At 73.5% G+C, this 24,735-nt stretch carries 27 protein-coding genes; 18 read left to right on the top strand and 9 right to left on the bottom strand.

Features of this window, described 5'->3' with window-relative positions; genetic code table 11:
• Positions 1 to 506: 506 nt before the first annotated feature.
• The 3 genes from IEX37_RS10650 (at position 507) to IEX37_RS10640 (ending at position 2,420) form a co-directional block, all read left to right on the top strand.
• Positions 507 to 701 (top strand): DUF2795 domain-containing protein, encoded by a 195-nt coding sequence (locus IEX37_RS10650; RefSeq protein ID WP_188756245.1) that lies wholly within the window; start codon positions 507 to 509, stop codon positions 699 to 701.
• Positions 702 to 1,556: a glycosyltransferase family 2 protein gene (locus IEX37_RS10645; RefSeq protein WP_188756244.1), complete on the top strand. Its 855-nt coding sequence runs from the start codon at positions 702 to 704 to the stop codon at positions 1,554 to 1,556. It abuts the gene before it with no gap.
• A 108-nt stretch (positions 1,557 to 1,664) separates the two neighbouring features.
• The gene (locus tag IEX37_RS10640; protein ID WP_188756243.1) at positions 1,665 to 2,420 is read left to right on the top strand and encodes a sigma-70 family RNA polymerase sigma factor; all 756 of its coding nucleotides are present in this window, start codon (positions 1,665 to 1,667) and stop codon (positions 2,418 to 2,420) included.
• A gap of 39 nt (positions 2,421 to 2,459) precedes the next feature.
• Here the strand turns inward: IEX37_RS10640 and IEX37_RS10635 are convergent, their stop codons facing one another.
• The gene (locus IEX37_RS10635) at positions 2,460 to 3,425 is read right to left on the bottom strand and encodes a glycosyltransferase family 9 protein (RefSeq protein ID WP_188756242.1); all 966 of its coding nucleotides are present in this window, start codon (positions 3,423 to 3,425) and stop codon (positions 2,460 to 2,462) included.
• 106 nt (positions 3,426 to 3,531) lie between these two features.
• Between IEX37_RS10635 and IEX37_RS10630 the strand changes: the two genes are divergently transcribed.
• The 7 genes from IEX37_RS10630 (at position 3,532) to IEX37_RS10600 (ending at position 10,319) form a co-directional block, all read left to right on the top strand.
• The gene (locus IEX37_RS10630; RefSeq protein ID WP_188756241.1) at positions 3,532 to 4,110 is read left to right on the top strand and encodes a D-glycero-alpha-D-manno-heptose-1,7-bisphosphate 7-phosphatase; all 579 of its coding nucleotides are present in this window, start codon (positions 3,532 to 3,534) and stop codon (positions 4,108 to 4,110) included.
• Positions 4,107 to 5,186, top strand: coding sequence for a glycosyltransferase family 9 protein (locus IEX37_RS10625; protein WP_229663209.1), 1,080 nt, complete (start codon positions 4,107 to 4,109; stop codon positions 5,184 to 5,186). Before IEX37_RS10630 ends, IEX37_RS10625 begins: the two co-directional genes overlap by 4 nt.
• Positions 5,183 to 6,190: a glycosyltransferase gene (locus IEX37_RS10620; RefSeq protein ID WP_188756240.1), complete on the top strand. Its 1,008-nt coding sequence runs from the start codon at positions 5,183 to 5,185 to the stop codon at positions 6,188 to 6,190. Before IEX37_RS10625 ends, IEX37_RS10620 begins: the two co-directional genes overlap by 4 nt.
• Positions 6,187 to 7,449, top strand: coding sequence for a glycosyltransferase (locus IEX37_RS10615; RefSeq protein WP_188756239.1), 1,263 nt, complete (start codon positions 6,187 to 6,189; stop codon positions 7,447 to 7,449). Before IEX37_RS10620 ends, IEX37_RS10615 begins: the two co-directional genes overlap by 4 nt.
• Positions 7,446 to 8,147: a D-sedoheptulose-7-phosphate isomerase gene (locus tag IEX37_RS10610; RefSeq protein ID WP_188756238.1), complete on the top strand. Its 702-nt coding sequence runs from the start codon at positions 7,446 to 7,448 to the stop codon at positions 8,145 to 8,147. Before IEX37_RS10615 ends, IEX37_RS10610 begins: the two co-directional genes overlap by 4 nt.
• Positions 8,144 to 9,520, top strand: coding sequence for a PfkB family carbohydrate kinase (locus IEX37_RS10605; protein WP_188756237.1), 1,377 nt, complete (start codon positions 8,144 to 8,146; stop codon positions 9,518 to 9,520). The genes IEX37_RS10610 and IEX37_RS10605 overlap by 4 nt, the downstream gene beginning before the upstream one ends.
• A gap of 100 nt (positions 9,521 to 9,620) precedes the next feature.
• Positions 9,621 to 10,319, top strand: coding sequence for an SDR family oxidoreductase (locus IEX37_RS10600; RefSeq protein WP_188756236.1), 699 nt, complete (start codon positions 9,621 to 9,623; stop codon positions 10,317 to 10,319).
• On the opposite strand, the gene IEX37_RS10595 is transcribed toward IEX37_RS10600, so the two are convergent.
• Positions 10,285 to 11,463, bottom strand: coding sequence for a glycosyltransferase family 9 protein (locus IEX37_RS10595; protein WP_229663208.1), 1,179 nt, complete (start codon positions 11,461 to 11,463; stop codon positions 10,285 to 10,287). The two genes, IEX37_RS10600 and IEX37_RS10595, sit on opposite strands and share 35 nt — an antisense overlap.
• A gap of 124 nt (positions 11,464 to 11,587) precedes the next feature.
• On the opposite strand from IEX37_RS10595, the gene rfaE2 reads away from it, so the two are divergent.
• The 5 genes from rfaE2 (at position 11,588) to IEX37_RS10570 (ending at position 15,987) form a co-directional block, all read left to right on the top strand.
• Positions 11,588 to 13,063 carry a D-glycero-beta-D-manno-heptose 1-phosphate adenylyltransferase gene (rfaE2, locus tag IEX37_RS10590; RefSeq protein ID WP_188756235.1) on the top strand — a complete coding sequence of 492 codons (1,476 nt, stop codon included), beginning with the start codon at positions 11,588 to 11,590 and terminating at the stop codon, positions 13,061 to 13,063.
• Positions 13,064 to 13,173: 110 nt separating this feature from the next.
• Positions 13,174 to 13,902: a YceI family protein gene (locus tag IEX37_RS10585; protein WP_188756234.1), complete on the top strand. Its 729-nt coding sequence runs from the start codon at positions 13,174 to 13,176 to the stop codon at positions 13,900 to 13,902.
• An 89-nt stretch (positions 13,903 to 13,991) separates the two neighbouring features.
• A complete protein-coding gene (locus IEX37_RS10580) occupies positions 13,992 to 14,681 on the top strand; it encodes a glycosyltransferase family 2 protein (RefSeq protein ID WP_188756233.1) in 690 nt (229 codons plus the stop codon).
• 61 nt (positions 14,682 to 14,742) lie between these two features.
• Entirely contained in the window at positions 14,743 to 15,738 is a 996-nt protein-coding gene (locus tag IEX37_RS10575; protein WP_188756232.1) for a DNA-3-methyladenine glycosylase family protein, read from the top strand.
• Between the two features lie 24 nt (positions 15,739 to 15,762).
• A complete protein-coding gene (locus tag IEX37_RS10570) occupies positions 15,763 to 15,987 on the top strand; it encodes a hypothetical protein (RefSeq protein ID WP_188756231.1) in 225 nt (74 codons plus the stop codon).
• 16 nt (positions 15,988 to 16,003) lie between these two features.
• On the opposite strand, the gene IEX37_RS10565 is transcribed toward IEX37_RS10570, so the two are convergent.
• The 4 genes from IEX37_RS10565 to IEX37_RS10550 all read right to left on the bottom strand — a co-directional run bounded on the left by IEX37_RS10565 (position 16,004) and on the right by IEX37_RS10550 (position 19,857).
• Positions 16,004 to 16,759 (bottom strand): iron ABC transporter ATP-binding protein, encoded by a 756-nt coding sequence (locus IEX37_RS10565; RefSeq protein WP_188756230.1) that lies wholly within the window; start codon positions 16,757 to 16,759, stop codon positions 16,004 to 16,006.
• On the bottom strand, positions 16,756 to 17,811 hold the full coding sequence (locus IEX37_RS10560; RefSeq protein ID WP_188756229.1) for an iron chelate uptake ABC transporter family permease subunit: 1,056 nt from the start codon (positions 17,809 to 17,811) through the stop codon (positions 16,756 to 16,758). Before IEX37_RS10560 ends, IEX37_RS10565 begins: the two co-directional genes overlap by 4 nt.
• The gene (locus IEX37_RS10555; RefSeq protein ID WP_188756228.1) at positions 17,804 to 18,790 is read right to left on the bottom strand and encodes an ABC transporter permease; all 987 of its coding nucleotides are present in this window, start codon (positions 18,788 to 18,790) and stop codon (positions 17,804 to 17,806) included. The genes IEX37_RS10560 and IEX37_RS10555 overlap by 8 nt, the downstream gene beginning before the upstream one ends.
• 71 nt (positions 18,791 to 18,861) lie before the next feature.
• Positions 18,862 to 19,857, bottom strand: coding sequence for a siderophore ABC transporter substrate-binding protein (locus tag IEX37_RS10550; protein ID WP_188756227.1), 996 nt, complete (start codon positions 19,855 to 19,857; stop codon positions 18,862 to 18,864).
• 135 nt (positions 19,858 to 19,992) lie between these two features.
• On the opposite strand from IEX37_RS10550, the gene IEX37_RS10545 reads away from it, so the two are divergent.
• Positions 19,993 to 20,787 carry a siderophore-interacting protein gene (locus IEX37_RS10545; RefSeq protein ID WP_188756226.1) on the top strand — a complete coding sequence of 265 codons (795 nt, stop codon included), beginning with the start codon at positions 19,993 to 19,995 and terminating at the stop codon, positions 20,785 to 20,787.
• Here the strand turns inward: IEX37_RS10545 and IEX37_RS10540 are convergent.
• Positions 20,738 to 21,487, bottom strand: a complete 750-nt coding sequence (locus tag IEX37_RS10540) for a DUF998 domain-containing protein (protein ID WP_188756225.1) — start codon at positions 21,485 to 21,487, stop codon at positions 20,738 to 20,740. The two genes, IEX37_RS10545 and IEX37_RS10540, sit on opposite strands and share 50 nt — an antisense overlap.
• Positions 21,488 to 21,554: 67 nt before the next feature.
• Here IEX37_RS10540 and IEX37_RS10535 point away from each other — a divergent pair, with 67 nt between their 5' ends.
• Positions 21,555 to 22,121 (top strand): TetR/AcrR family transcriptional regulator, encoded by a 567-nt coding sequence (locus IEX37_RS10535; protein WP_188756224.1) that lies wholly within the window; start codon positions 21,555 to 21,557, stop codon positions 22,119 to 22,121.
• A gap of 121 nt (positions 22,122 to 22,242) precedes the next feature.
• Positions 22,243 to 22,455, top strand: coding sequence for a PLDc N-terminal domain-containing protein (locus tag IEX37_RS10530; RefSeq protein WP_188756223.1), 213 nt, complete (start codon positions 22,243 to 22,245; stop codon positions 22,453 to 22,455).
• 15 nt (positions 22,456 to 22,470) lie between these two features.
• Here IEX37_RS10530 and IEX37_RS10525 read toward each other — a convergent pair whose 3' ends face one another.
• Positions 22,471 to 23,310: an aldo/keto reductase gene (locus IEX37_RS10525; RefSeq protein ID WP_188756222.1), complete on the bottom strand. Its 840-nt coding sequence runs from the start codon at positions 23,308 to 23,310 to the stop codon at positions 22,471 to 22,473.
• 146 nt (positions 23,311 to 23,456) lie between these two features.
• Positions 23,457 to 24,665, bottom strand: coding sequence for a bifunctional phosphopantothenoylcysteine decarboxylase/phosphopantothenate--cysteine ligase CoaBC (gene coaBC, locus IEX37_RS10520; protein WP_188756221.1), 1,209 nt, complete (start codon positions 24,663 to 24,665; stop codon positions 23,457 to 23,459).
• Positions 24,666 to 24,735 lie beyond the last annotated feature (70 nt).

Genomic DNA, 24,735 nt, shown 5'->3' with positions numbered 1-24,735 from the left:
ACAAGTGCACGCTGTTGAGTTCTCAAGGATCGGATGCTCCCAGCCCTGCGACTCCCGCCGCAGCCCTCCGGGGCAACTTCTCGATCTTACCGCTTGAATCCGAGCTGTCAAGTTGGACACGCTGTGTCGAACCGGCTGCTCGGGCAAGCAGCGACCCACATCGTATCTCCCAGATCCTGGGCGATTGTTGTGGGCTTGTCGTCGACCTGGGGTGGGAGCCTTCCGGCTCAACCTCACCGCTTGGCGGCGACAAGGGATTACATTACGCCGATCCGCAGGTCTGAGCAAACCGCGGTCGAGCCCGGGCGTGTCGCGCCTGCCGTCCATTGCCTCGCGCCGGCCCGTCGCGGGACTCCGCGTCTGTCAACCCCCGCGTCTGCAGTGACCGCGGTTCTTAGCCTGGCCGTGCCCCGCCCCGGGCGGGGCCGTCGCAACGACGAACGACATCGGATCGGGGGAGGGACGCGGCGCTCGTCACGCCCTCCCCGCAAGCGGAAGGACCCACCATGGCTGACAACCCCACTCCGATCGAGCTGCAGAAGTACCTCGGCGGCGTCGACTACCCCGTGAGCAAGCAGGACCTGCTCGACAACGCTCGCGCAAACGGCGCGCCGGACGACCTCGTCTCGGCGCTCGAATCGTCCGGTGAGGACGAGTTCGACTCCCCCACGGCGGTCAGCCGCGCCGTGTCGGGTGGCTGAATGGCGTCGCGCGTGACGGCCGGCCGGTGGGGGAACCCGCCGGCACCGGCCGCGCCGCTCGTCGACGTGCTGATCCCGACCGCGGGTCGCGTGGCCGAGCTCGCCGTCACGCTCGCGGGTCTCGCGGCTCAGGACGACCCGCCCTTCCGCGTGATCGTCAGCGATCAATCGCTCGACGGCGCGACGGATCGGCCGGCCGTCGCGGCGATGCGCCGGGTGCTGCAGGCGCAGGGGAGATCCGTCGAGGTGCATCGCCACCTGCCCCGCCGGGGCATGGCGGAGCAGCGGCAGTTCCTCCTGGATCGTTCGGCAGCCCGGACGGTCCTGTTCCTCGACGACGACGTCTGGCTCGAGCCGGGCCAGCTGCAGCGGATGCACGAGGCGCTCGAGGAGCTCGGGTGCGGTTTCGTCGGCGAGGCGGTCCAGGGCCTGTCCTACCTCGATGACGACCGCCCCGCCGAGCGGGAGCCGTTCGAAGCGTGGGACGGAGCCGTGGCGCCCGAAGCGGTCGGTCGCGACACGGCGGCTTTCGAGCGGTGGCGCCTGCACAACGCGGCCAACCTCGTGCACGTGGCGCGCGAGGTGCCGTTGCCGCCGCGGGGCTGGATGCCCTATCGCGTGGCCTGGGTCGGAGGATGCGTGATGTTCCGCCGCGAGGCGCTGATCGAGGCAGGGGCCTTCGAGTTCTGGCGTGAGCTCGGTCCGGAGCACGCGGGCGAGGACGTCCTCGCGCAGTGGCGGGTCATGAGGCGCGACGGCGGCGCGGGCATCCTCCCCAGCGGCGCCGTGCACCTGGAGGCTCCGACGACCATCCCGCGCCGCCCCGTCGACGCCTTCGACCTCGTCGCACACTGACCCGCGGCCCGCCGGCCCTGCGATCGGGCAGCGCGTCGCATCTTCGCGCGCTTCTCCCCGCGTTTCAAGCCCCTCACACGCGCGGGCCGCCGCTGCCGACCATGAGGCATGACCGAGACCTGGGATGGCGACTCCGCCGCGGCCGATACGGAGCGCACGACGGCGGACCGGCTCGTGCTCGACAACCTCACGCTCGCGCAGTCCGTGGCCCGCCGGTTCTTCCGGCGCAACGCGTCGCGCGACGAGGACCTCGTGCAGGTCGCGTACATCGGACTCGTGAAGGCGGCGCGCCGGTTCGACCCGGAGAAAGGACGGAGCTTCGCGGCGTTCGCCGTGCCCACGATCACGGGGGAGATCAAGCGGCACCTGAGGGACGCCGGCTGGTTCGTCCGTCCTCCGCGGCGGGTGCAGGAGCTTCGCGGACGGATCGTGGAGGCATCTCCGCGCCTGGCCCAGGCCCACGGACACGCGCCCACGGTCGCGGAGCTGGTCGCCGAGCTGGGCGAACCGTCCGGGCTGGTGCAGGAGGCACTGGCGTGCCAGGACCACCTGTACCCGGCATCGCTGGACGTCCCCGTCTCCTCGGATCGTGAGACGACCGTGGGCGAGCTGCTCCCGGGCGACGGAGGCGAGCTCGAGAGAGCCGAGTTCGCCGCGGTGCTTTCCTCCGCCATGCGGGCGCTCTCGCCGCGTGACCGCCGCGTCGTGGAGCTGCGCTTCTTCGACGACCTCACCCAGCACGACATCGCGGCACTGCTCGGTGTGACGCAGATGCAGGTCTCGCGCATCCTCACGCGCACGCTCGGGGCTCTGCGCGATCACATCCGCCACGGCCCGCCGCCGCGACGCCTGCGCAGCGCGTGACGCGACCCGGGCTCGCTGCCGACTCGGACCCGGCGCTGCTCACTCCAGCACGTCGACGGCGCGCAGGACGTCCTCCACCGTTACCGCCAGCAGGGCAGGATCCGGCTTCTCGCCGAACGGGTCGCCCCGCCGCAGCTCCGCGGCCGTGAGCACCGCGTGCGGGCCGGGCGGCGGACCCCAGCGCTCGGGAGGGGCGGGGCCGAACAGCACGACCGAGGGCGTGGCGTACGCCGAGGCGAGATGCGCCGCTCCCGTGTCGGCGGAGACCACGAGCCGGGCGCGCTCGATCACCCCCGCGAAGCGTCCCAGGCTCAGCCGCCCGGCCAGAACCGCGGCGTCGGAGTGGCCCGACGCCCCGGCCACGGCGAGCGCGCGCTCGCGCTCCCTCTCGTCGCCCGTGAACACAACGCCATGGCCGCGGGCCGCCAGATGCCGCGCCACCTCCGCGAAGCGCTTGACGGGCCACAGCCGGGAGCCGTACGCGGCGCCCACGTGAACCACCGTGAGGCCCTCGGCGCCGGGCGGCGCAGGGGCCGACCGCAGACGCACCTCGTCGGCATCCGCCGCCACGCCGAAGGCCCGCACCAGTCGCACCCAGCGCTCGCGCTCGGAGACATCGTCCCGCCACGGCGGCATCCGCGGATCCGCCGGCGGGTCGCCGTCGATCCCGGGCACGCGATGGGCCATCGTCACCCGCGCGGCGAGCGCGTCCACGAGCAGCCGGCTCTCGCGGCCGCTGCCGTGCAGGTTCACGGCGACGTCGACGCGTCCCGGCGGCAGCGGAAGCGGGTCGTCCAGGCCGACGGTGGGCAGGAGCGCGTCGACGCCGTCGACCAGCTCGACGATCGGCTCGAGCCAGCCGGGCACCGCGACCACCAGCCGGTGATGGGGGAATGCCCGCCGCAGGCCCTGGAGCGCGGGGACCGCCACGAGCAGGTCACCGAGCTTGAGCGCCCGCAGCGCTAGCAGCTCCGGGCGGCCGTCGGAGGAGCCGAGGTATCGCACGCCCTCAGCATGGCAGGCCGTGCGCCCGGAGCGGATCTCGCAGGCCGGCGGTGGAGGGATGCGGAGAAGACGTTTGGCGCCGCGGAGAAGTGGGAAGTGCTCAGGTATGGCTTCCGATGGGACTCCCGTGCGGGCCGTGCTGTTCGACAGGGACGGCACGCTGGTGATCGACGTGCCGTACAACGGCGACCCGGACCTCGTGCGCCCCGTCCCCACGGCCGCGCGGGCGGTGGCACGCCTGCGCTGTGCCGGTCTGCCGCTCGGCGTCGTCTCCAACCAGTCCGGCATCGGCCGCGGGCTGATCGTGCAGGCCGATGCCGAGGCCGTGAACGCGCGCGTCGACACGCTGCTCGGCCCGTTCGACGTCTGGCGCTACTGCCCCCACGTGCCCGAGGACCGCTGCGCGTGCCGCAAGCCCGCCCCGGGCCTCGTGCTGAGCGCGTGCGCGGCGCTCGGCGTGTCGCCGTCGGAGACGGTCGTGATCGGCGACATCGCCGCCGACGTGGACGCCGCCGCGCGCGCCGGCGCGCGGGCCGTCCTCGTTCCCACGCCCGCCACGCGCGCGGAGGAGATCGTCGCAGCTCCGCAGGTGGCGGAGGACCTGGCGGCCGCGGTCGACTGGGTGCTGCAGCGGGTCCCCGATCGCGCCGGCGCCGGCGACCGTGATCCCGGGAGCATGCCGTGACGCGGCGCGCGCTCGTGGTCCGGCTCGACAGCCTCGGCGACGTGCTGCTGTGCGGGCCCGCGGTGCGTGCCGTCGCCGCATCGCCGGACATCGACGAAGTGTGGATGCTGTGCAGCTCGATCGGGGCGGAGGCTGCCCGCCGCCTTCCGGGCGTGGATCGGGTACTCGTGTGGGACTGTCCCTGGATCACCGCGACGAGGCCCGCGGTGACGCCCGAGCGGATGCGCGCGCTCGATCGCCTCCTCTCCGAGGCGCGCCCCTCCGTGGTCGTCATCCTGACGTCCTTCCATCAATCGCCGCTCCCCCTTGCGCTGCAGCTGCGTCTGGCGGGCGACTACTGCCGCATCGTCGGAGCGTCGACCGACTACGCCGGCTCGCTCCTGGACGTCCGGCTGCGACCGGGCGAGGACTTCTCGGAGGACCTCCCGGAGCCCGAGCGCGCGCTGGTGATCGCGGGGGCCGCGGGATTCGCCCTGCCGGACGGCGACGACGGGCGCCTCCGCCTGACCGGGGCCGCTCCCCCGCCGGTCGCTACGGCGGGGCTGTCCGACATCGTCGTCGTGCACCCCGGCGCGTCCGCGTCCGCGCGGCGGTGGCCCGCCGAACGACACGCGGCGGCCGTGCGGCGGCTGCGGGCGGAGGGCTGGGACGTCGTCGTCACCGGCGGTCCTGCGGAGCGCGAGCTCACGGCCCTCGTCTCCGACGGAGGCACTCAGGCGCTCGATCTGGGCGGCACGACCGGGCTCGCGACGCTCGCCGGGATCCTCTCCCGCGCGCGCGTCGTCGTCACCGGCAACACCGGCCCAGCCCATGTCGCCGCCGCCGTCGGCGCCCCGGTCGTGAGCCTGTTCTCCCCCGTCGTGCCCGCGTCCCGCTGGGCCCCGTACGGCGTGCCGCACGTGCTCCTCGGCGATCAGACGGCACCGTGCCGCGACTCGCGCGCGACGGAGTGCCCCGTGACCGGGCATCCCTGCCTGTCCTCCGTCACGCCGGACGACGTCGTGGCCGCGTGCGAGCAGCTCGCCGGCCCATCGCCGGCCTCGCGTTCCCGAGCGGGCCAGGAGGTGCGGGCGTGAGGGTACTGTTCTGGCACGTCCACGGCGGGTACGCCGACGCGTTCGTGCGCGGCGCGCACGAGTACCTGGTGCCGGTCGACGACGCGCGCGACGCGTGGGGGCTCGGCCTCGCGGGCCGCGACTGGCCCTCCGCGCGCGAGGTGCCGGTCGCGTCCCTGCGGGAGGAGGAGATCGACGTGGTCGTGCTGCAGCGCCCCGAGGAATGGGACGCGCTCGTCACGCTCACGGGGCGCGTGCCGGGCCGCGACGTGCCCGCCGTGTACCTCGAGCACAACACCCCGAAGCCGGATGCGACGGGCACGCGCCACCCGATGGCGGATGCGGGCATTCCCATCGTCCACGTCACGCATTTCAACCGCGTCTTCTGGGACAACGGCGACGCCCGGACGATCGTGGTCGAGCACGGCGTGCCCGACCCGGGTCCCCTCTACACCGGGGAGCTGCCGCGGGCGGGGGCCGTGATCAACGAGCCCGTGCGGCGGTGGCGCGTGACCGGCACGGATCTGCTGCCCCGCCTCGGCGCCCCCGTCGACGTGTTCGGCATGGGCGGTGGACAGCTGCGGCAGGCGCTCGGTGCCGACGGCGGCGACATCGCCGCCGCCGGAGACCTCCCCACCGCGCGACTGCACGCCGAGCTCGCGCGCCGGCGCGTGTACGTCCACCCGTTCCGGTGGACGTCCCTCGGCCTCGCGCTGCTCGAGGCCATGCACCTCGGGATGCCGGTGGTCGCCCTGGCCGCCACGGAGGCGCCCGCCGCCGTCCCGCCGGACGCCGGCGTCGTGTCCAACGACCTGGACCGGCTGCGGCGCGCCGTCGCCGCCTACCTCGCCGACCCGGCGCTGGCCGCCGCGCACGGCCGCGCCGCTCGGCGGCACGCCCTCGAGCACTACGGCCTCGCGGCGTTCCTGCGCCGCTGGGACGCGGTGCTCGCGGACGCCGCCCTGACCGGGTCGCGCCGTTCCGGCGCTGCCCTCCCTTCCCATGCCGAAAGGAGCATGCGATGAGGATCTCCATGGTGTCCGAGCACGCCAGCCCCCTGGCCACACTCGGCGGCGTCGACGCCGGCGGCCAGAACGTGCACGTCGCGGCACTGTCGTCCGCCCTCGCCGCGCGCGGCCACACCGTCACCGTGTACACGCGGCGCGACGACGCGGCCCTGCCCGAGCGCGTCCCCCTGTGCGAGGGGGTCGAGGTCGTCCAGGTCGACGCGGGGCCGGCCCTGCCCGTTCCGAAGGACGACCTGCTGCCCTTCATGGGAGAGTTCGGGCGCCGGCTCGCGACGTACTGGCGCCAGGACCCGCCGGACGTGGTCCACAGCCACTTCTGGATGTCCGGGCTCGCCGCGCTGGACGCCGCCGAGCGCGTGGCCGCGGACACGGGCGCTCGGCCCCCCGTCATCCACACCTTCCACGCGCTGGGCGTGGTGAAGCGGCGCCACCAGGGCAAGGAGGACACGAGCCCTCCGGAGCGCGAGGCCCTCGAGCCGCGTGTGGGCCGCGAGGCCGACACGGTCGTCGCGACGTGCTCGGACGAGGCGTTCGAGCTGATCCCGCTCGGCGTCCCGTCCTCGCGCATCTCGGTGGTCCCCTGCGGGGTCGACACCGAGCTGTTCACTCCCGACGGCCCGGCCGAGCCGAAGGGCCGGCGCTTCCGGATCATGACCGTCGGCCGGCTCGTGCCGCGCAAGGGCGTCGGGTCCACGATCTCGGCGCTGGCGCTCCTGGCCCGCACCGGGCGCGACGACATCGAGCTCGTCGTCATCGGCGGCTCGCGCGGCGCCGAGGACGTGTTCGACGATCCGGACGTCCAGCGGCTGCGCGACCACGCGCGCGCCGAGGGCGTCGACCACCTCGTCTCGTTCCGGGGCCAGGTGCCCCACGGCCGGCTCCCCGCAGCGCTACGCTCGGCCGACCTCGTGGTGTGCGCCCCGTGGTACGAGCCGTTCGGCATCGTGCCGCTCGAGGCGATGGCATCGGGCGTCCCGGTCGTCGCGACGGCGGTCGGCGGGCTGATCGACACCGTCGTGCACGGGGCCACCGGACTGCACGTGCCGCCGCGCGATCCGGATGCGATCGCGCACGCGGTGCAGGCGCTGCTCGGCGACACGGAGCAGCTCGCCGAGCTGGGCCGGGGCGGCGTCCGGCGCGCCCGCACCCGGTACACCTGGGCGCGCGTCGCCGCGGACACCGAGCGCGTGTACGCGGGGCTCGCGGCGGCGCGGCGCCCGGCGGCGCGCCGCGCGACGGGCGGAGCGCGAGGATGACGCTGTCGACACCGATCGCCCTCCCGCGCGCCGACGAGCTCGCAGCCACCCTGCGGGGCCACCTCGACGATCACGCCGTGGCGATGGCGTCGCTGCGGGCGCAACTGCCGATCGTCGCCGCGTGGGGCTCGGAGCTCGCCGCGCGGCTGCTGCGGGGACAGCGACTGCTCGCGGCGGGCAACGGCGGCTCGGCCGCGGAGGCCCAGCACCTGACGGCGGAGCTGGTGGGGAGGTTCGACGGCGAGCGGCGCCCGTTCTCGGCCATCGCCCTGCACGCGGACTCCTCGAGCGTCACGGCGATCGGCAACGACTACGGCTACGAGGACGTGTTCGCGCGCCAGCTCGCCGCCCACGGCAGGCCCGGCGACCTCGTGGTGCTGCTGTCCACGAGCGGCCGCAGCGCGAACCTAGTCCGGGCCGCCGCCGCGGCACGCGAGCTCGGCGTGGACTCCTGGGCGCTCACCGGCAGCGGGCCCAACCCTCTCGGGGATGCGTCGGACGAGCACATCGCGCTGGACGGCTCCGCCGCGGGGGTACAGGAGGCGCAGCTGGTCGCGCTGCATCTGCTCTGCCGCGTGTTCGACCACCGCGTACGCGCGCACGATGAGCTGCGCGCGCGCGATGAGCAGCGCACACCGGGCGGCGCCTCCGGCCGGCCGGAGGCGTCCCGCGGCGGGCGGAGAGGAGGCCTCGCATGAGGATCGCCGTGGTGGGAGACACCCTGCTCGACGTCGACATGACGGGGAGCGCGGACCGGCTCAGCCCGGATGCGCCCGTCCCGGTCGTGTCCGTCGAGGGATCCGTCGCCCGCGCCGGGGGCGCAGGCCTCGTGGCGACGCTGCTCGCGCGCGACGGTGCCGCGGTGCGCCTGGTCACCGCGCTGGGCGAGGACCGGCGCGCCGGCGAGCTGCGCGCGCTGCTGGAGGGAGCGCCGCGCGGCGCGATCGAGGTCGTCGCCGCGCCGTCGGGCGCCGCGACGCCCGTCAAGACACGCGTGCGCGCCGCCGGCCAGTCGATCGTCCGCCTCGACGACGGCTGCGACGTGCCCGAGCCGCCGCGGGCTACGCCCGCCATGCTGGCAGCGCTCGAGGACGTCGACGCCGTCGTCGTCGCCGACTACGGGCGCGGCGTCACGGCGGACCCGCGCCTGCGGGCCGCTCTCGAGCGCGCCGGGCGGCGCGTGCCGCTCGTGTGGGACCCCCACCCCCGCGGCACGGCACCGGTGGCATCCGCCGCGGTCGTCACGCCCAACCTGACCGAGGCTCTGTCCGCGGCGGGCACCTCCGGGCGCGGAGTGAGCGCCGCCGCGGAGGCGGCCGAGGCCCTCGTCTCGCGGTGGGGCGTGGCGTCCGTGCTCGTCACGCTCGGAGCGCGTGGGGCACTCCTGGCCTCGCGCGGCGCGGGCGCCGCCCACGTCGTGCCCGTCGCCGCTGTCGCCGCCGCTGACACGTGCGGCGCCGGGGACCGGCTCAGCGCGGCGCTCGCGACCGCGCTCGCGTCCGGCGCCGCGCCCGCGGAGGCGGCCGCCCGCGCTGCCGCCGCGGCGGCTCGATTCCTGGCCTCCGGCGGCGTCGGCTCCCTGGCCGCGCCCGCGGGCCCCCTGCCCATGGGCGGGGCGTCGGACGCGCTCGCGCTCGCCGGCGCCGTGCGCGCCGAGGGCGGGACGGTGGTGGCCACGGGCGGCTGCTTCGACCTGCTGCACGCGGGTCACGCGCGCACGCTGGCGGCCGCGCGTGGGCTCGGAGACTGCCTCATCGTGTGCCTGAACAGCGACGACTCCGTGCGGCGGCTGAAGGGCCCCGAGCGTCCGATCATGAGCGAGGCGGACCGCCGGGACCTGCTGATGGCGCTGCAGTGCGTGGACGCCGTCGTCGTCTTCGACGAGGACACCCCCGAGGAGGTCCTGCGCCGCATCCGCCCCGACATCTGGGTCAAGGGCGGCGACTACGTCGCGGCGGACCTGCCCGAGACCGCGGTGCTGCGCGAGTGGGGCGGGCGCACCATGACGGTGCCATACCACCCCGGGCGCTCCACGACGCGCCTGGCCGGAGCGCTCGCGCGCGTGGGTTGAGGCGCATCGCCCGCACCCGGGGCGCACCGCCCGCACGCGCGGCACCGCGCGCTTCTCCCCCTCACCAACCTCACCGAGCATCGAGATGTAAGGAGTCCTCATGACCGCAGACCGCACCCTCGGAAATGTCATCGTCACCGGAGGCGCGTCGGGCCTCGGAGCCGCCGTCGCTCGTGCCGTACGCGACGGCGGCGGGCGCCCCCTCGTGCTCGACCTGGACGTGTCGGCCGCCGACGTCCCCGATGCGTTCCCGATCGACGTCTCCGACACGCGCGCCACCGAGGCGCTCGTCGCGGACCTCGCGGAGCGCCACGGTGGCCTCGACGCGGTCGTGACCGCGGCGGGCGTGGACCGCCCGGCGCCGCTCGAGGCCCTGCCCGGAGAGGACTGGGAGCGCATCGTCGCCGTGAACCTGTTCGGCACGGCCGCGGTCGTCCGCGCGGCGCTACCCGCGCTCACCGCATCGCACGGGCGCGTGGTCGCGGTCGCCTCGTCGCTGGCGCTGCGCGCGTTCGGGGACGCGACGGCCTATTGCGCGTCGAAGTTCGGCGTCGTCGGCTTCGCCCGCGCGCTCGCGGCGGAGACCAAGGGCAGGCTCGGGGTCACCACGGTGTTCCCGGCCGGGATGCGCACGCGCTTCTTCGACGGGCGCGACGAGCAGTATAAGCCGGGGCCGGACGCGAACCTGATCGATCCCGGGCACGTCGCCGACGCGATCGTCTTCGCGCTCCGGCAGCCCGCCGGGGTGGAGATCCGCGAACTCGTCATGTGTCCCGAGGACGAACCGTCCTGGCCGTGAACGGGCTCAGCGCGAACGCGTCCTCGTAGACGGCGTCGACGGGGACCTCGGCGACGAACGACACGTCGTGCTCGCAACGGGGCGCGGTCCAGCCGACCTGGGTCGCGTCCCGTCCGCACACGGGGCAGTGCGTCGTCCAGCCGAGCTGCACTCGGTGACTCCGGCGGGTGAGCGGGCCCGCGTTGATGAGGTTGCCGACCCAGTACACGCTCGCGGTGGGCGTGCCGACGGCGTGGGCGAGGTGCCGCGGGCCGCTGTCGTTGCCGATGAACACGTCGGCGACGGCCAGCACTCCCGCGAGATCGGAGAGCGTCAGCCGGCCCGCGAGCGAGAAGACCGCGTCGCCGACGGTGCGCCCCGCCGCCCGCGCCGCCCGACGTGCCACGCCGTCCGCCAGCGGGGTGTCGTCCCCTTCGCCCACGAGCGCGACGCGCATGCCGTCGGAGGCGCACCGGGCGGCGATCTCGACGAACCGGTCCGCGGGCCAGCGCCGCCGCGGGTCGGTCGCGCCCGGATGGATCACGGCGAGCGGCGCGCGCCCGGTCCCCACCATGTCGCGGGCGCGCACTCGCTCCGCCGCGGTGACGAAGACGCTCGGCTCCGGTCCCGTGGACGGCGCCCCGGCGAGCGCGACGGTCTCGAGACGGCGCAGCACCTCGTGCTGATAGTAGACGTACGGCAGCGTCCGTTCGAGCGGCGCGGCGTCGGCCGTCGCGGTGCCGACCGTGTGTCGCGCCCCCAGCGCCAGCAGGAACGGATTCGAGTACCTTCCTCCGCCATGCAGCTGGCATGCGAGGTCGAACGCCTCGCCCCTCATCCGCTGCATGAACACCCCCGTGGCACGGGGATCGTCCTCCCCGTCTGCGCCGTACACACCGCGCGCCCGAGGCAGCACCTCCACGCGGGCCACCGGCCCGGGCCTGTCCTGCAGCAGCTCCCGGTGCATGGGCGTCCCGAGCAGGACGATCTCGGCCTCGGGGTACGCCTCCGCGAGGGCGTCGACCGCGGGCATCGCGAACAGCAGGTCTCCGAGCCCTCCGCCTCGCAGCACCGCGATCTTGAGCACGTCGTCGAACCGCCCCGTGTCCCGCGCGAGGACACGATCGGCAGTGGTCTCGGCGTGCTCCCGCACGGTCGTCCTCACGGCGCCTCCCCGACATCGTGACGCTCCGGGCCTCGCGTCACCCAGGATGTTCCCCGTTCCGGGGCGGCCGAAACCTTCTGGCCCGATCCGTGTACGGGAGCCGCGGGAGGGGTACTGACCCGGTATGGGGCGAGATCCGGACGACGTCATCGAGCTGATCCGCGCGCGAGCGCCACACGTGCTGGTCGTGGGCGATGCGATCCTCGACCGCTGGCTGCACGGCACCGTGCGGCGGCTCAGCCGAGAGGCTCCCGTGCCGGTCGTGGATGCCGACGGCGAGGTCGCCTGCCCCGGCGGCGCGGCGAACACCGCCGCGAACCTCGCCGCGCTCGGCGCGCGGGTGCGGCTCGTCGCGGAAGTGGGCGACGACGCCGACGGCAGGGCGCTCCGGCGCCTCCTCGACGACGCCGGAGTCGACACGTCCGGGCTCCTGGTCGATCGCCAGGGGTCCACGGCGTCGAAGACCCGCATCGTGGGCGACGACCAGATCCTCGTCCGCGTCGACCGCGCGGGCCCGGCGCGCCGCAAGGCGGCGACACCGGTGGAGGCGCTGCTGCCCCGCCCCGGGGAGACGCTCGTCGTGTGCGACTACGGCGCGGGCATGCTCGACGACGGCATCGTCGCGGAGCTGGCCGCGCGGCGCCCGGACGCGCGCGTCATCGTCGACGCGCACGACCTCGCCCGGTGGGCGACGATGCGGCCGGACGTCGTGACGCCGAACGGCGCCGAGACGGAGGGTCTGCTCGGCCGCGTGCTGCCCGAGGGCTCGGTGCGGCAGGACGTCGCGGCGCAGTGGGCCGGAGACGTGCTGGCCGTCGCGGGCGCGTCGGCGGCCATCGTGACGCTCGACCGCGACGGCACGGTCGTGATCGAACGCACCCTTGCCGACCCCGGCGGCGCGGCCGTGCATCGCACCCGTGCGCGGCCCTCCCCCGAGCACCAGGCGACGGGAGCGGGCGACACCTTCGTCGCGGCGATCGCCGTCGCGACGGCCGCCGGAGCGACGCTCCCGCGTGCCGCGGACTTCGCCCAGCAGGCGGCCGACGTCGTCGTGTCCCGTTCCGGGACCGCGGTGTGCTCCCTGGACGATCTCGGCGCCGGGCGGGCGGGCGCGACCGCGGCCGAGCCCGTGGACGATGTCGCGCTGCGCGCGGCCCTGACCGCCGAGCGGGAGCGGGGGCGGACGATCGTGTTCACGAACGGGTGCTTCGACCTGCTGCACCTCGGCCACACGCGACACCTCCAGCAGGCGAGCGAGCTCGGCGATGTGCTCGTCGTCGCGCTCAACGACGACGCCTCGGTGCGACGACTGAAGGGCCCCGGCAGGCCGGTCAATCCGGTCGAGGACCGCGCACGCGTGCTCGCCGCGCTCGAGTGCGTCGACTACGTCACGGTGTTCAGTGCCGACTCTCCCGCCGCTCTCCTGGAGGAGCTGCGCCCCGACATCTACGCCAAGGGAGGCGACTACACGCCGCAGATGTTGGCGGAGACCACCGTCGTGCAGGGCTACGGCGGCGAGGTGCGGATCCTCGACTATCTCCCCGCGCATTCGACGACCGAGATCGTCGCGCGCATCGCGCAGCGGGCGCCGCTGCGCTGAGCGGTACCGGACCCGACATCCGCGGGCGCGCGGACGCCCCAGCCGAGAGAACCATCCGAGAGCCGGCTGGCGGCGCGCATTCACGCGCCCGGAGGTCGCAGAATCGGAGCATGTCGAAGCCCGCTCCGCGTCGCCGCCTCAGCCGCGCGACGATCGTCGTCCTCGCCATCGTCGCCGCCCTCGTCCTGGTCGGCGGCGCGGCCGCCGCCTTCGGGCCGGCGTTCTACCGCGACGTGATCGTGGGCGAGGCGCCCGCCGCGCCCGCCGTCGATCCCGCGACCGCGCCATCCGCCCCCGCGGCGGACGAGCCGCTCGCCGACCTGTCCGGCACCTGGACCGTGGCCTCCGGCTCCTACGCCGGCTATCGCGTGGACGAGGTCCTCAACGGCACGGACGTGACCGTGGTGGGCCGCACCGAGGACGTCACGGGCGAGGTGCGCGTCGACGGGCTCTCGGTCGCGAGGGCCGAGGTCACGGTCGACGTCGGCTCGATCGCCACGGATGCCGCCGCGCGCGACGCCTATTTCCGCGACCAGGCGCTGTCGGTCCGCGAGCACCCGACCGCGACGTTCCGCCTGACGGAGCCGATCGAGACGGACGCCGCGCCCGAGGCGGGTGAGAGCGCGACCGTCGACGTGCGGGGCGAGCTCACCCTGAACGGCGTCACGCGCGCCGTGTCTGCGTCCGTCGACGCGGCGTTCGACGGCCGCACGGCCCAGGTCGCCGGCAGCGTACCGATCACGTTCGCCGACTTCGGCGTGGAGGCTCCGGACCTGGGCTTCGTGAGCGTGGAACCGGACGGGTTCGTCGAGTTCCTGCTGCTGCTCGAGAAGCGGTAGGAGCCCCCGCGGGGGCGTAGCCTAAGCGGCGGCGGAACGGCCCGGGAGGGGGATGGATCCGCCGGTCGGCCGCCGTTATTTTCGTGCGCATGACAGAATCTCGGTCGCTCCCCGTCGTGATGTGCACCTGGCGGCGTCCCGAGTACTTCCGCCGCACCCTGCGCTCGCTCGAGGCACAGGAGGGCGTCACCGTCGCGCTGCACGTGTGGAACAACAACCCCGACATCACCGAGGAACTCGAGCGCGCGGCGGCCGACAGCACCGTGCCCGTGACGTTCCGCCACAGCGCGACCAACGTGGGCGGCTTCGGACGCTTCTACCTCGCGCGCGAGCTCGCCGGAGAGCACCCCTACGTCGTCTTCATCGACGACGACCAGCTGTTCGGGGCGACGACGATGGCGACGCTCCTGTCCGAGGCGCGTCCGCGCAGCGCGAGCGGCTGGTGGGCATACCGCTTCATCGCCCCGCCGCACTACTGGCTCCGTCTGCCGGTGCGGAAGGGTCGCCGCGCACACTACCTCGGCACGTGCGGCATGATCGTCGACGCCTCGATCTTCGCCGACGAGCGCGTGTTCGAGTGCCCGGACCGGTTCTGGTTCGTGGAGGACGTGTGGCTGAGCTACGTGGCCGGGCACCTGCGCAGGTGGACCCTGCGCCGCTCGCGTGCGACGTTCCTGTTCATCCCCGACACCAAGAACCAGTTCACGGGGCTCATCCGCGAGAAGTACGAGTTCATGCGCTACCTGACCTCCCGGGGCTGGCTCACCCGGCCCTCCTGATCGCGCCTCGCTGGCCGCGCCCTCGGCGCGGAATGTCAGCGGGGCGACGTAGCGTGGGCGCATGCTCTCCCCCGCCGCGCTCGTCTCGCGCCTCCCGGCGCGCGAGCGCGACCCGCGTCCGGATCCGGGGCCGCGCCTCGAGACCGTGTACCGCCCGCGCGGGCCCCTCGACCTGCACGCCACCGTCGCGGTGTTCCAGCGCGGGCCCGGCGACCCCACGCAGGCGCTCGCGCGGGCGGCGGACGGGACCGTGATCTGGCGGGCGACGCGCACACCGCACGGCGTGACCGCCCTGGCGCTGCAGCAGCGCCCGGACGGCGCGGTGCGGGCCGCCGCGTGGGGTCCGGGACGCGAGTGGGCGATCGCGCAGGTACCCGCGCTGTGCGGCGCCGGGGACGACGACACGGGCTTCGACGCGGGGCTGCACCCGCTCATCCGGGAGGTGCACCGCCGCCATCCGGGCCTGCGACTCGGGCGCAGCGACCGGGTGTTTGACGCGCTCGCCCAGTCGATCACCGAACAGAAGGTCACGCTGCGCCAGGCGTTCGGTGCCTGGCGCCGCCTCGTGACGTGGTTCGGCGAGCGCGTGCCGGGGCCCACTCCCCGCCCGATGTTCGCTCCCCCGCCGATCGACGGCTGGCGGGACATCCCGTCGTGGGCGTTTCACCGCGCCGGTCTCGAGCCGCCGCAGAGCCGCGCGATCGTGACCGCGGCGCGCCGAGGGGCCTCCCTCGTTCGCGCCATCGAGGCCGCCGCCGACGGCACCGCCCGAGATCGCGCGTTGACGAGCGTGCCGGGCATCGGCCCGTGGACGGCCTCCGAGACGCGGCTGCGCGCGCTAGGGGATCCCGACGCGGTGAGCGTGGGCGACTTCCATCTCGCGCATCAGGTGGGGTACGCGCTGACGGGAGCGCGCGTCGACGACGACGGGATGATCGAACTGCTGGCACCCTGGGCGGGGCAGCGCCAGCGGGTCATCCGGCTGATCCTCGCCTCGGGCGTCCGGGAGCCGCGCCGCGCGCCGCGGCTGCACCCGGAGGACCACCGCGACCGGTGAGCGTCGAGGACCTAGCCTGGAAGCATGCCCCGTAGGCCGTCTCCGACTTCGCGCGCACGGTGGTGGGCCATCCTGCGCACCGTCGCGGTGCTGGCCGCGGGCGGGATCCTCGGGGCGGAGTACCTCGGCAGCGCCTGGCTCGGGCTGCTGATCGGCCTGCTCGTCGCGCTGGGGCTGTTCATCGCGTTCCAGTCCCGCCGCGGCGACCACCCGGGCCGCGACGAGTACGACGACGGCGCGCGCCTGTGACCGGCCCGCGCCGCGCTCAGTAGTACACGGCCAGCGGCCCGGCCGGGCCCTCGATCACGCGCACGGGGGTGTCGAACACGCGCGTGAGCACGTCGTCCGTGAGGATCTCCTCGGGCGTGCCGAACTCGACGACGCGGCCGTCCTTGACCGCGCAGATGTGATCCGCGTAATGACCGGCGAAGTTGATGTCGTGCAGCACGATGACGATCGTCCGGCCGAGCTCCGCGGCGGCCTTCCTCAGGTGCTGCATCATCTGCACCGAGTGCTTCATGTCGAGGTTGTTGAGCGGCTCGTCCAGCAGCACGAACTCCGTGTCCTGCGCGAGCACCATCGCCACGTAGGCCCGCTGACGCTGTCCGCCCGAGAGCTGGTCGAGATAGCGCCCCTCGAGCTCCGTGAGATCCAGGAAGTCGATCGCGCGGCTGACGATCTCCTCGTCGTGACGCGTGAGGCGCCCCTTCGAGTACGGGAAGCGTCCGAATCCGACGAGCTGGCGCACGGTGAGCCGCGTGATGAAGTGGTTCTCCTGGCGCAGGATCGACACGATCTTCGCGAGGTCCTTCGACGCGGTGCTCGCGACGTCGTAGCCGGCGATCTCGATCGTGCCCGCGTCCAGCCCCAGCAGGCGCCCCATCATGGTCAGCAGAGTGGACTTGCCCGCCCCGTTGGGCCCGACCAGCGCCGTGATGCCGCCGGCGGGGATCTGCAGGTCGACGGGGCCGATCGCGACGTCCGTGCTGTAGTCCTTGCGCACCTCGCGCAGCGTGATCACAGGCGTCCCTTTCTGAGGATGACGATGAGGAAGAGCGTCCCGCCGACGAGCTCGATGATGATCGACACGACGCCCTGCGCGTAGAAGACGTTCCTCATCACGAAGTACGCGCCCGCGAGCACCACGAACCCGGTGAGCACCGCGATCGGGAAGATGTGGCGGTGATCGAACGTGTCGGCGAACTGGTAGGCGAGCGTCGCGACGAGGAAGCCGAAGAAGGTCAGGGGTCCGACGAGCGCGGTCGAGACCGCCATCAGGATCGACACGAGGAAGAGCACCGTCATGGTCTCGCGGCGGTGGTTCAGGCCCACGCCCATCGCGGCGTCCCGTCCCAGCGCCAGCACGTTCAGCCGGTGCGCGCGAAGCCACAGCAGGCCGCCCGCGGCGACGCACAGCGGGATCGCGAGCGGGAAGTAGTCGGGATCCGCGTTGGCGACCGAGCCGAACAGGCGCGCGGTCAGCACGTCGAACTCGCTCGGCGTCAGGAGCCGCTGCATGAAGGTGGACACCGCCCCGAGGCCTCCCCCGATCACGATGCCGATCAGCAGCATGATCTGGAGGTTCGCGTACCGGCCGGACAGCAGCCATCCGTACAGCGCGAGCGCCAGACCCACCATGATCGCGACCTGCAGCGCGAACTGACCGAAGCCCTGGACGGCGACGATCCCCGCGGCGCCGAGGAAGTAGACGGCGGACGTCTGCACCGCCACGTAGAGGGACTCGAATCCCATGATCGACGGGGTGATGATGCGATTGTTCGTCGCGGTCTGGAAGCTCACCGTCGCGATGGCCTGACAGAACGCCACGATCGCTATGGTCGTGACGGCCGTGGCGCGCAGCTGGGCGATGCGCCAGAAGCCGTCCGAGCCGACGGGCATGGGATTGTCCCACGCCAGCAGGCCGAAGGCGAACGCGACCGCCAGCACGATCAGGATCGACAGGACGATGGCGTACCGGCGCCGTGCGCGAGGCGTCGGCAGCGATCCCGCGTGCCGTCCGGAGACGGGAGCCGCCACGCGCCGCGTGGGCGCGGCGGCCAGCGCCCTAGCCACGGCGCCGCTGCCGGAGGAGGAGGGCGATGAACACCGCGGCGCCGACGATGCCGAGGATGAGCGAGACCGGCACCTCGAACGGCATGATGATCGTGCGGCCGATGAGGTCGCAGATCGTGACGATCGCGATGCCGAGCAGACAGACCCACGGCAGGTTGCTGCGCAGGTCGTCGCCGCGCAGCATCGAGACGATGTTGGGGACGATGAGGCCGAGGAAGGGCAGGTTGCCGACCACGACGGTCACGACGCCGGTCGCGATCGCGATCAGGCCCGTGCCGAGGAGGATGATCCGGTTGTAGTTCAGCCCGACGTTGGTCGAGATCTCCTCGCCCAGCCCCGCGACCGTGAAGCGATCCGCGGCGATGAACACGCCGACGACGACCAGCAGCACGATCCACAGCGCCTCGTACTGGCCGCGCAGCACGGACGTGAAGCTGCCGGCGAACCACACCCCCAGGTTCTGCAGCATGTCGGTCTGCAGGGCGAGGAACGTCGAGACCGACCCCACCACGGCGCCGAGCATGATGCCGACGATGGGCACGATCAGGGACGAGCGCAGCGACACGCGGCGCAGGAAGAGGAAGAACACCATCGTGCCGATGAATGCGGCGACGATCGCGCCGACCATGCGCGGCATGATGCCCGCCCCGGGCATCAGGATCATGACCGCGAGCAGCCCCAGGCCGGCCCACTCCGTGGTTCCGGTGGTCGTCGGCTCCACGAACCGGTTCTGCGTCAGCAGCTGCATCACCAGCCCGCACATCGCCATCGCCGCGCCCGCGAGGACGAGTGCGATGGTGCGCGGGATGCGCGTGATCGCGAACATCTGCCTGCCGTCGTCGGCCCCCATGACGTCATAGACACCGGTGAACAGCGACAGCGCGAGCAGTCCGGCGACCGCGAGCACCCCCACCAGCAGCAGGGGGTCGAAGAGCCGGCCGGGGGCGCGGTGCGTCCGGGCGGGTGCTGTCGTCGTCATGCGGGTCTGTCCGTTGCGAGGGGGATGCCCGCCGGCCGGCGCAGGGCCGGTCGGCGGGCGAGGTCACGAGCTCAGCCCTTGCCCTCGAGGGCGTCGGCGAGCGCGTTGAAGAACTCGGTGTAGGTCTGGATGCCCTCGTTCGTGTAGGTGTCGGCGGGCATGTAGACGATGTTCCCCTCCTTCACGGCGGTGACGCCGGCGAGCGCCTCGGAGTTCTCGAGGATGTCCGAAGCCTGCTTGTACGACGCGTCCTGCGCGGCGACGGCGGCGTCGCGGTCCATGACCAGGATCCAGTCGGGGTTGGAGTCGGCGATCGCCTCGACGGAGATGTCGTCGCCCTGGTGGTCGTCGCTCGCACCCTCGACCTGGAGCGCCGGGGTGAGCCCGAGCAGCTCGAACACCGGCCCCAGGGTGCGGCCGACTCCCGGAGCGATGTAGCCGATCTCGCCGCCCGAGGTGGTCACGGCCATGACGGTCTGATCGGCGTCGTACGCGGCCTTCGCGCGGGCGATGGCCTCGTCGAGCTCGGCGACCAGCGCGGCGGCCTCGTCCTGCTTGCCGAAGATCTCGCCGAGCACCGTGACCTGGCGGGCGAGCTCGGCGTCGAGAGGTTCGCCCTCGCGAGGCTCGAGGTCGAGCACGACGGCGTCGGGCGCGAGAGAGACGAAGTCGTCGTGGTACTCGGTGAAGCGCTGGCCGTTGACGATGAGGTCCGGCTCGACGGCGACGACGGCCTCGAGGTTCGGCTCGCGGTGGTTGCCGAGGTCGACGATCGAGGAGTCCGACTTGTAGGAGATCGTGTCGGGCATGAGCGCCACCGCCGCGGCCGTCAGCTCGACGCCCCAGTCCGCGAGCGTCTCGAATGTGCGGTTGTCGGTCGCGACGACCGAGCGCAGCGGCAGCTCGATCGTGTGCGCGCCGTTGTTGTCCTCGACCTGGATGGAACGGCTCTCGCCGGCGGGTGCCTCCGCGGCGGCGTCCTCGGCAGCGGGCGAAGCACATCCCGCCAGCGTCAGGCCGGAGGCCGCGACGAGCGAGAGCGCGGCGATGGATCGGTTTCGAGACATGGGCATGCTCCTGTCCAAGAGCGCGGTATCAGCCGCGGTCTTCCGGTGGGAATCGGCGGTGCGCAGCCCCCCGGCTCGCGCGTCGGTTCAAGTTAGGCGAACCTCACCCGCCGCTGGGTAGGTTAGCCTAACTTCATGAGCCTGTCGAACTCGGCCCGCCTGACCTTCACTCTCGAGCGTCAGCGCCTGGACACCCGGTTCCGCTTCACGACGCTGGCGGCACGCGAGTGGATCACGCCCGACTACGTGCGGATCCGCCTCGAGGGCGTCGAGTTGGGGGGCTTCGGGTCGCCGGGTCACGACGACCACATCCGCGTGTTCTTCCCGGAGGGTCGCCCGGAGACGGTCGACGACATGCGCGCGGCACCGAGCCGCGAGTACACGCCCCTCGCATGGGGGTCGACTCCCGACGGCGGCGGATGGCTCGAGCTCGAGTTCGCCGTGCACGGCGAGGAGGGCGTCGCCGGCCCGTGGGCCGCGACGGCGCCGCTCGGATCCCTCGCCGGGGTCGGAGGCCCGCGGGGAACGCTCTCGATCGCCGGCTCACCGGACGCGTGGCTGCTCGCGGGCGACGAGGCGGCGGTGGCGCAGATCCGCCGTTACGCGGCGCTCATCCCGGAGGGCGCTCCCGCCACCATCCTGGTGGAGGTCGCCGACGCCGCGCACGAGATCCCGATCGACGCGCCCGTCGCCGTGGAGTACGTCCACCGCGGCGCGGCTCCGGCCGGAGCCGCGCTGGCCGCACGACTGGACGGCATCGGCGCGGACGAGCGGTCCGCCGGCGACGTCTTCGGCTTCGTGGCCGCCGAGCAGGCGATCGTCAAGCCCGGCCGTGCCCTGCTGTGCGAGCGGTGGGGCATCCCGTCCGACCGCATCGTGGTCAAGGGCTACTGGAAGCGCGGCGAGGCCGAGTACCACGCCCCGCACTGATCGCTGCTGCCGCCTGGGCCTGAGCCTGGGCCTGGGCCTGGGCCTGGGCCTGGGGCGGACGCTGCCGGAGGAGGAGTACTCCGACGACTGCGCTCCAGAGGGTGAGGGTGTCGAACGCGACGCGTTCCGTGAGCCCCAGCCCGAGACTCGCGGAGGGTCCGCCTGCGAGGGCGTCGACGAAGAGCGCGAAGCCGGCGATCGACAGCATCGCGGCCGAGGCGGTCACCACCGGAACGGCGCGGGGCAGTGCCCCGTGCCAGGTCGCACGCACGAGCAGCAGCATTCCGGCCCACTGGAGCGGGGCCTGCAGCAGGGCGAAGGCGTGGTGGGCGTCGGGCAGCAGATCCCAGGGCGTGAGCCCCACTCCCACGACGAGCAGCCCCCCGATCGCCAGCAGCAGGGATCCGGCCCTGCCGCTGACCCGTCGCGGCCAGAAGCGCCAGAGCAGGAGCGCTCCGATCGCGAGCGCGAGCCCGTTGAACACCGTGCCGGCGTTGGCGAGGACGTGCCAGGGCGAGCACACGAAGCGCTCGGCGCGTGAGCCGACGTCCGCGAAGCCGCACATCGTGGCGCCCAGATCGCTGATCGTGTTCGAGCGCCACGAGTACGCGCGAGGCCACCGGGCCGCGACAGCGACCTGCACGGGTAGCAATACGGCGGCGGAGATCCACAGCCAGGCGGCGGCTCGATATCGGGTCACCCGACTACAGTACATATGTATTGCGCGGGTGCGGAACGGCTGCCGAACGGCTGCGGAAGGGGAGGCGATGACCGAGGAGAGCCGAACCCGCGTGCTCGACGCCGTGGTTCGCGTGCTCGCCGAGCAGGGCGTGGACAGGCTGCGCATACGCGCCGTCGCGGAGGAGGCGGGGCTGTCCGTCGGAGCCGTGCAACACGCGTACGCCACTCGCAACGACCTGGTGCACGCCGCGATGCAGCACGTGTCGGAGCGCTTCACCGCCCGACTGCTGTCCGCCGTCGAACGCGACCGAGCGCCGCAGGAGAATCTCATCGCCGTCAGTCGGCTCCTCGCCGGCGTGGACGAGGACGCCCGGCAGTCCACGGTGGTCTGGCTGGCCTTCACGTCGCTCGCCTGCAATGATCCGGTCATCGCGGAGAGCCACCGCTCCGCGTGGAGGACGCTCGAGCACGGCCTGCTGCTCCTGCTCACCCAGGCGGCGCCGCATGCGTCCGCGGACGACGCCGCGGAGCTGCTGGCGCTGCTCGACGGCCTCGCGATCGCCCGCGCCACCGAGCCGGAGCGGATGCCGAGCGAGCGCGCGGCGCGCATCGCCACGCGGCACGTGGCGCGGCTGTGCGCCCGGAGCGGATGAGGCGCGCATCCGTCCTGGCCGCGGTCCCCGGGGGCCCGGGGTGCGACGCGAGCCGGCCGGAGGATGCGCCGCCGCGCCGATCGCGCGAGGATGGAGGCATCCGACGACAGGAGGCACCACCATGACTCGCGACAAGCGCGCTTCGGTCCCCGCACGGATCGGCCTGACCCTGCTCGGCGTCGTCCAGATCGCCTTCGCCCTGGCGGCGTTCTCCGACCTGTGGGCGCGCCCCGACAAGCAGGTGCGCGGCGCGAAGCCCGCGTGGATCCCGGTGATCCTGGTGAACTGGATCGGCCCGGCCGCGTACTTCCTGATCGGCGTCAAGAAGCGCTGAGGCCCGCGCCGGGCCTCAGAACTCCTCGTGGGTGTCCGGGTCGCCGTCCCAGAGCCGGCCGCGCTCGAGACGTGAGACCGCCTCGACGTGATCGTCGTCGAGCGCGAAGCCGAACACGTCGGCGTTCTCGCGCTGACGCGCCGGGTCGGCCGACTTGGGGATCGGCGTGGCGCCCAGCTGCACGTGCCAGCGCAGCACGATCTGCGTCGGGCTGACCCGGTAGACCTCGGCCAGGTCGCGGATGAGAGGTTCCGTCAGCAGCTCGCTGCGGCGCGCGAGGGGGCTCCAGCTCTCGGTGCGGATGCCGTGCTCGGCGTGGAACGCGCGCAGGGCCGCCTGCGGGAAATAGGGGTGCAGCTCGATCTGGTTCACGGCGGGCACGACGCCCGTCTCGTCCATCAGTCGCTGCAGCATGGGCTCGGTGAAGTTCGACACGCCCACCGACCGCACGAGCCCCTCGTCGCGCAGCGCGATCATGCCGCGGTACGTCTCGACGTACTTGTCGACGCGCGGATTGGGCCAGTGGATGAGGAGGAGGTCGATGCGGCCGAGGCCGAGCGTCGCGTTCGACTCGCGCGCGCTCGCGATCGCCTCCTCGTATCCGTGGTGCCGGCCCGGGATCTTGGTCGTGACGATCAGCTCGTCGCGGTCGACGCCGCTGCGGCGCACGGCCTCTCCGACCTCGCGTTCGTTGCCGTAGTTGACGGCCGTATCGAGCACGCGGTAGCCCGTGCGGATCCCCGCCTCGATCGCGGCGATCCCCTCCTCCCCCGTCAGCTTGTACGTGCCGAGCCCGAGCTCGGCGAACGCGGTGCCGTCGTTGAGCGTGATCGCGGGGATGTCGATGGTCGCCATGGCACGAGCCTAACGGCGGCTCCCGGCCGCGGGCGCGGATCGACGGCCGGCCCGATCGCCGATCCCGAACGGATCTGCACATCCGAAGACGGATCCGGATCCGGCGGTGTTCGGATCCGCGGATCGCTTCGGATCGGCGGGTGGGATCAGGACGCGCGCGCCGCGAGGACGGCGTCGAGCAGCGCGTCGGCGACCTCACGCTTGGAGCCCGAGACGGTCGCGACGACCGCGTCGTCGGGACCGATGATCGACACCGTGTTGTCGGCGCGCTCGAAGCCCGCCTGCCAGCCGACCTCGTTGACCGCGAGCAGGTCGGCGCCCTTGCGGCGGCGCTTGCGGATGCCGCGCTCGATCACGCTCTCGTCGTCGGTCGGCATCTCGGCCGCGAAACCGACGATGGTCTGCCCGGAGCGGCGCCCGGCGGCGAGGCCGGCGAGGATGTCGGCGTTCTCGACCAGCTCGATGCGGGGCGCGCCGTCGTCCTTCGTCAGCTTGTGATCCGACACCCTCGCGACGCGGTAGTCGGCCACGGCGGCGGTCATGATCACGACGTCGCTCTCCTGGGCGAGCGCGGTCATCCGCTCCCCCAGCTCGGACGCGGTGCCGGCGTGCTCGAGCCGGATCCGGGCGCGGCCGCGCACGTCGGCCAGCACGGCGCCGTCGATGTGCGCGGCGACGAGCGTCACGTCGGCGCCGCGCTCGGCTGCGGCGAGCGCGACCGCGATGCCCTGCCGTCCGCTGGAGCGATTGCCGATGAAGCGCACCGGGTCGATGGGCTCGCGGGTGCCGCCCGCCGAGACGGCGATGCGCAGCCCGGCGAGGTCGCGGCCGGCCGCGAGCAGGCGCGCGATCTCGGCGTGGATCGCCTCCGGCTCGCTCATGCGGCCCGGCCCGCTGTCGGCCCCCGTGAGCTGCCCGCTGTCGGGCCCGATGATCCGGACCCCGCGTTCGGCGAGCGTGGTGACGTTCGCCTGCGTCGCCGGGTGCAGCCACATCTCCATGTGCATCGCGGGCGCGACCAGGACCGGCGCGCGCGTCGCGAGCAGGGTCGTGCCGAGCAGATCCCCCGCGAGCCCCGCCGCCATCTTGGCGAGCGTGTTGGCGGTGGCCGGCGCGACGACGACGAGGTCGGCCGCCTGGCCGAGCGCGACGTGCCGCACCTGCGCAACGTCGTCGTGCACGGACGTCGTCACAGGATGGCGGCTGATCGCCTCCCAGGTGGGCGCGCCGACGAAGCGCAGCGCATCCTCGGTCGGCACGACGTGCACCTCGTGCCCGTCCTTCACGAGCAGGCGCACGAGATGCACGGTCTTGTATGCGGCGATCCCGCCGGTGACCCCCACGACGATGTTCATCGGGTGCGATTCTCCCATTCCGGGACCGGCGCGGCGCCCCCTGTCTTCGTGTCGAGACCCCACCGCTCCG

Source organism: Microbacterium album (genome assembly GCF_014643695.1).
GTDB lineage: Bacteria > Actinomycetota > Actinomycetes > Actinomycetales > Microbacteriaceae > Microbacterium > Microbacterium album.
This window is presented reverse-complemented; position numbering and strand designations above follow the sequence as displayed.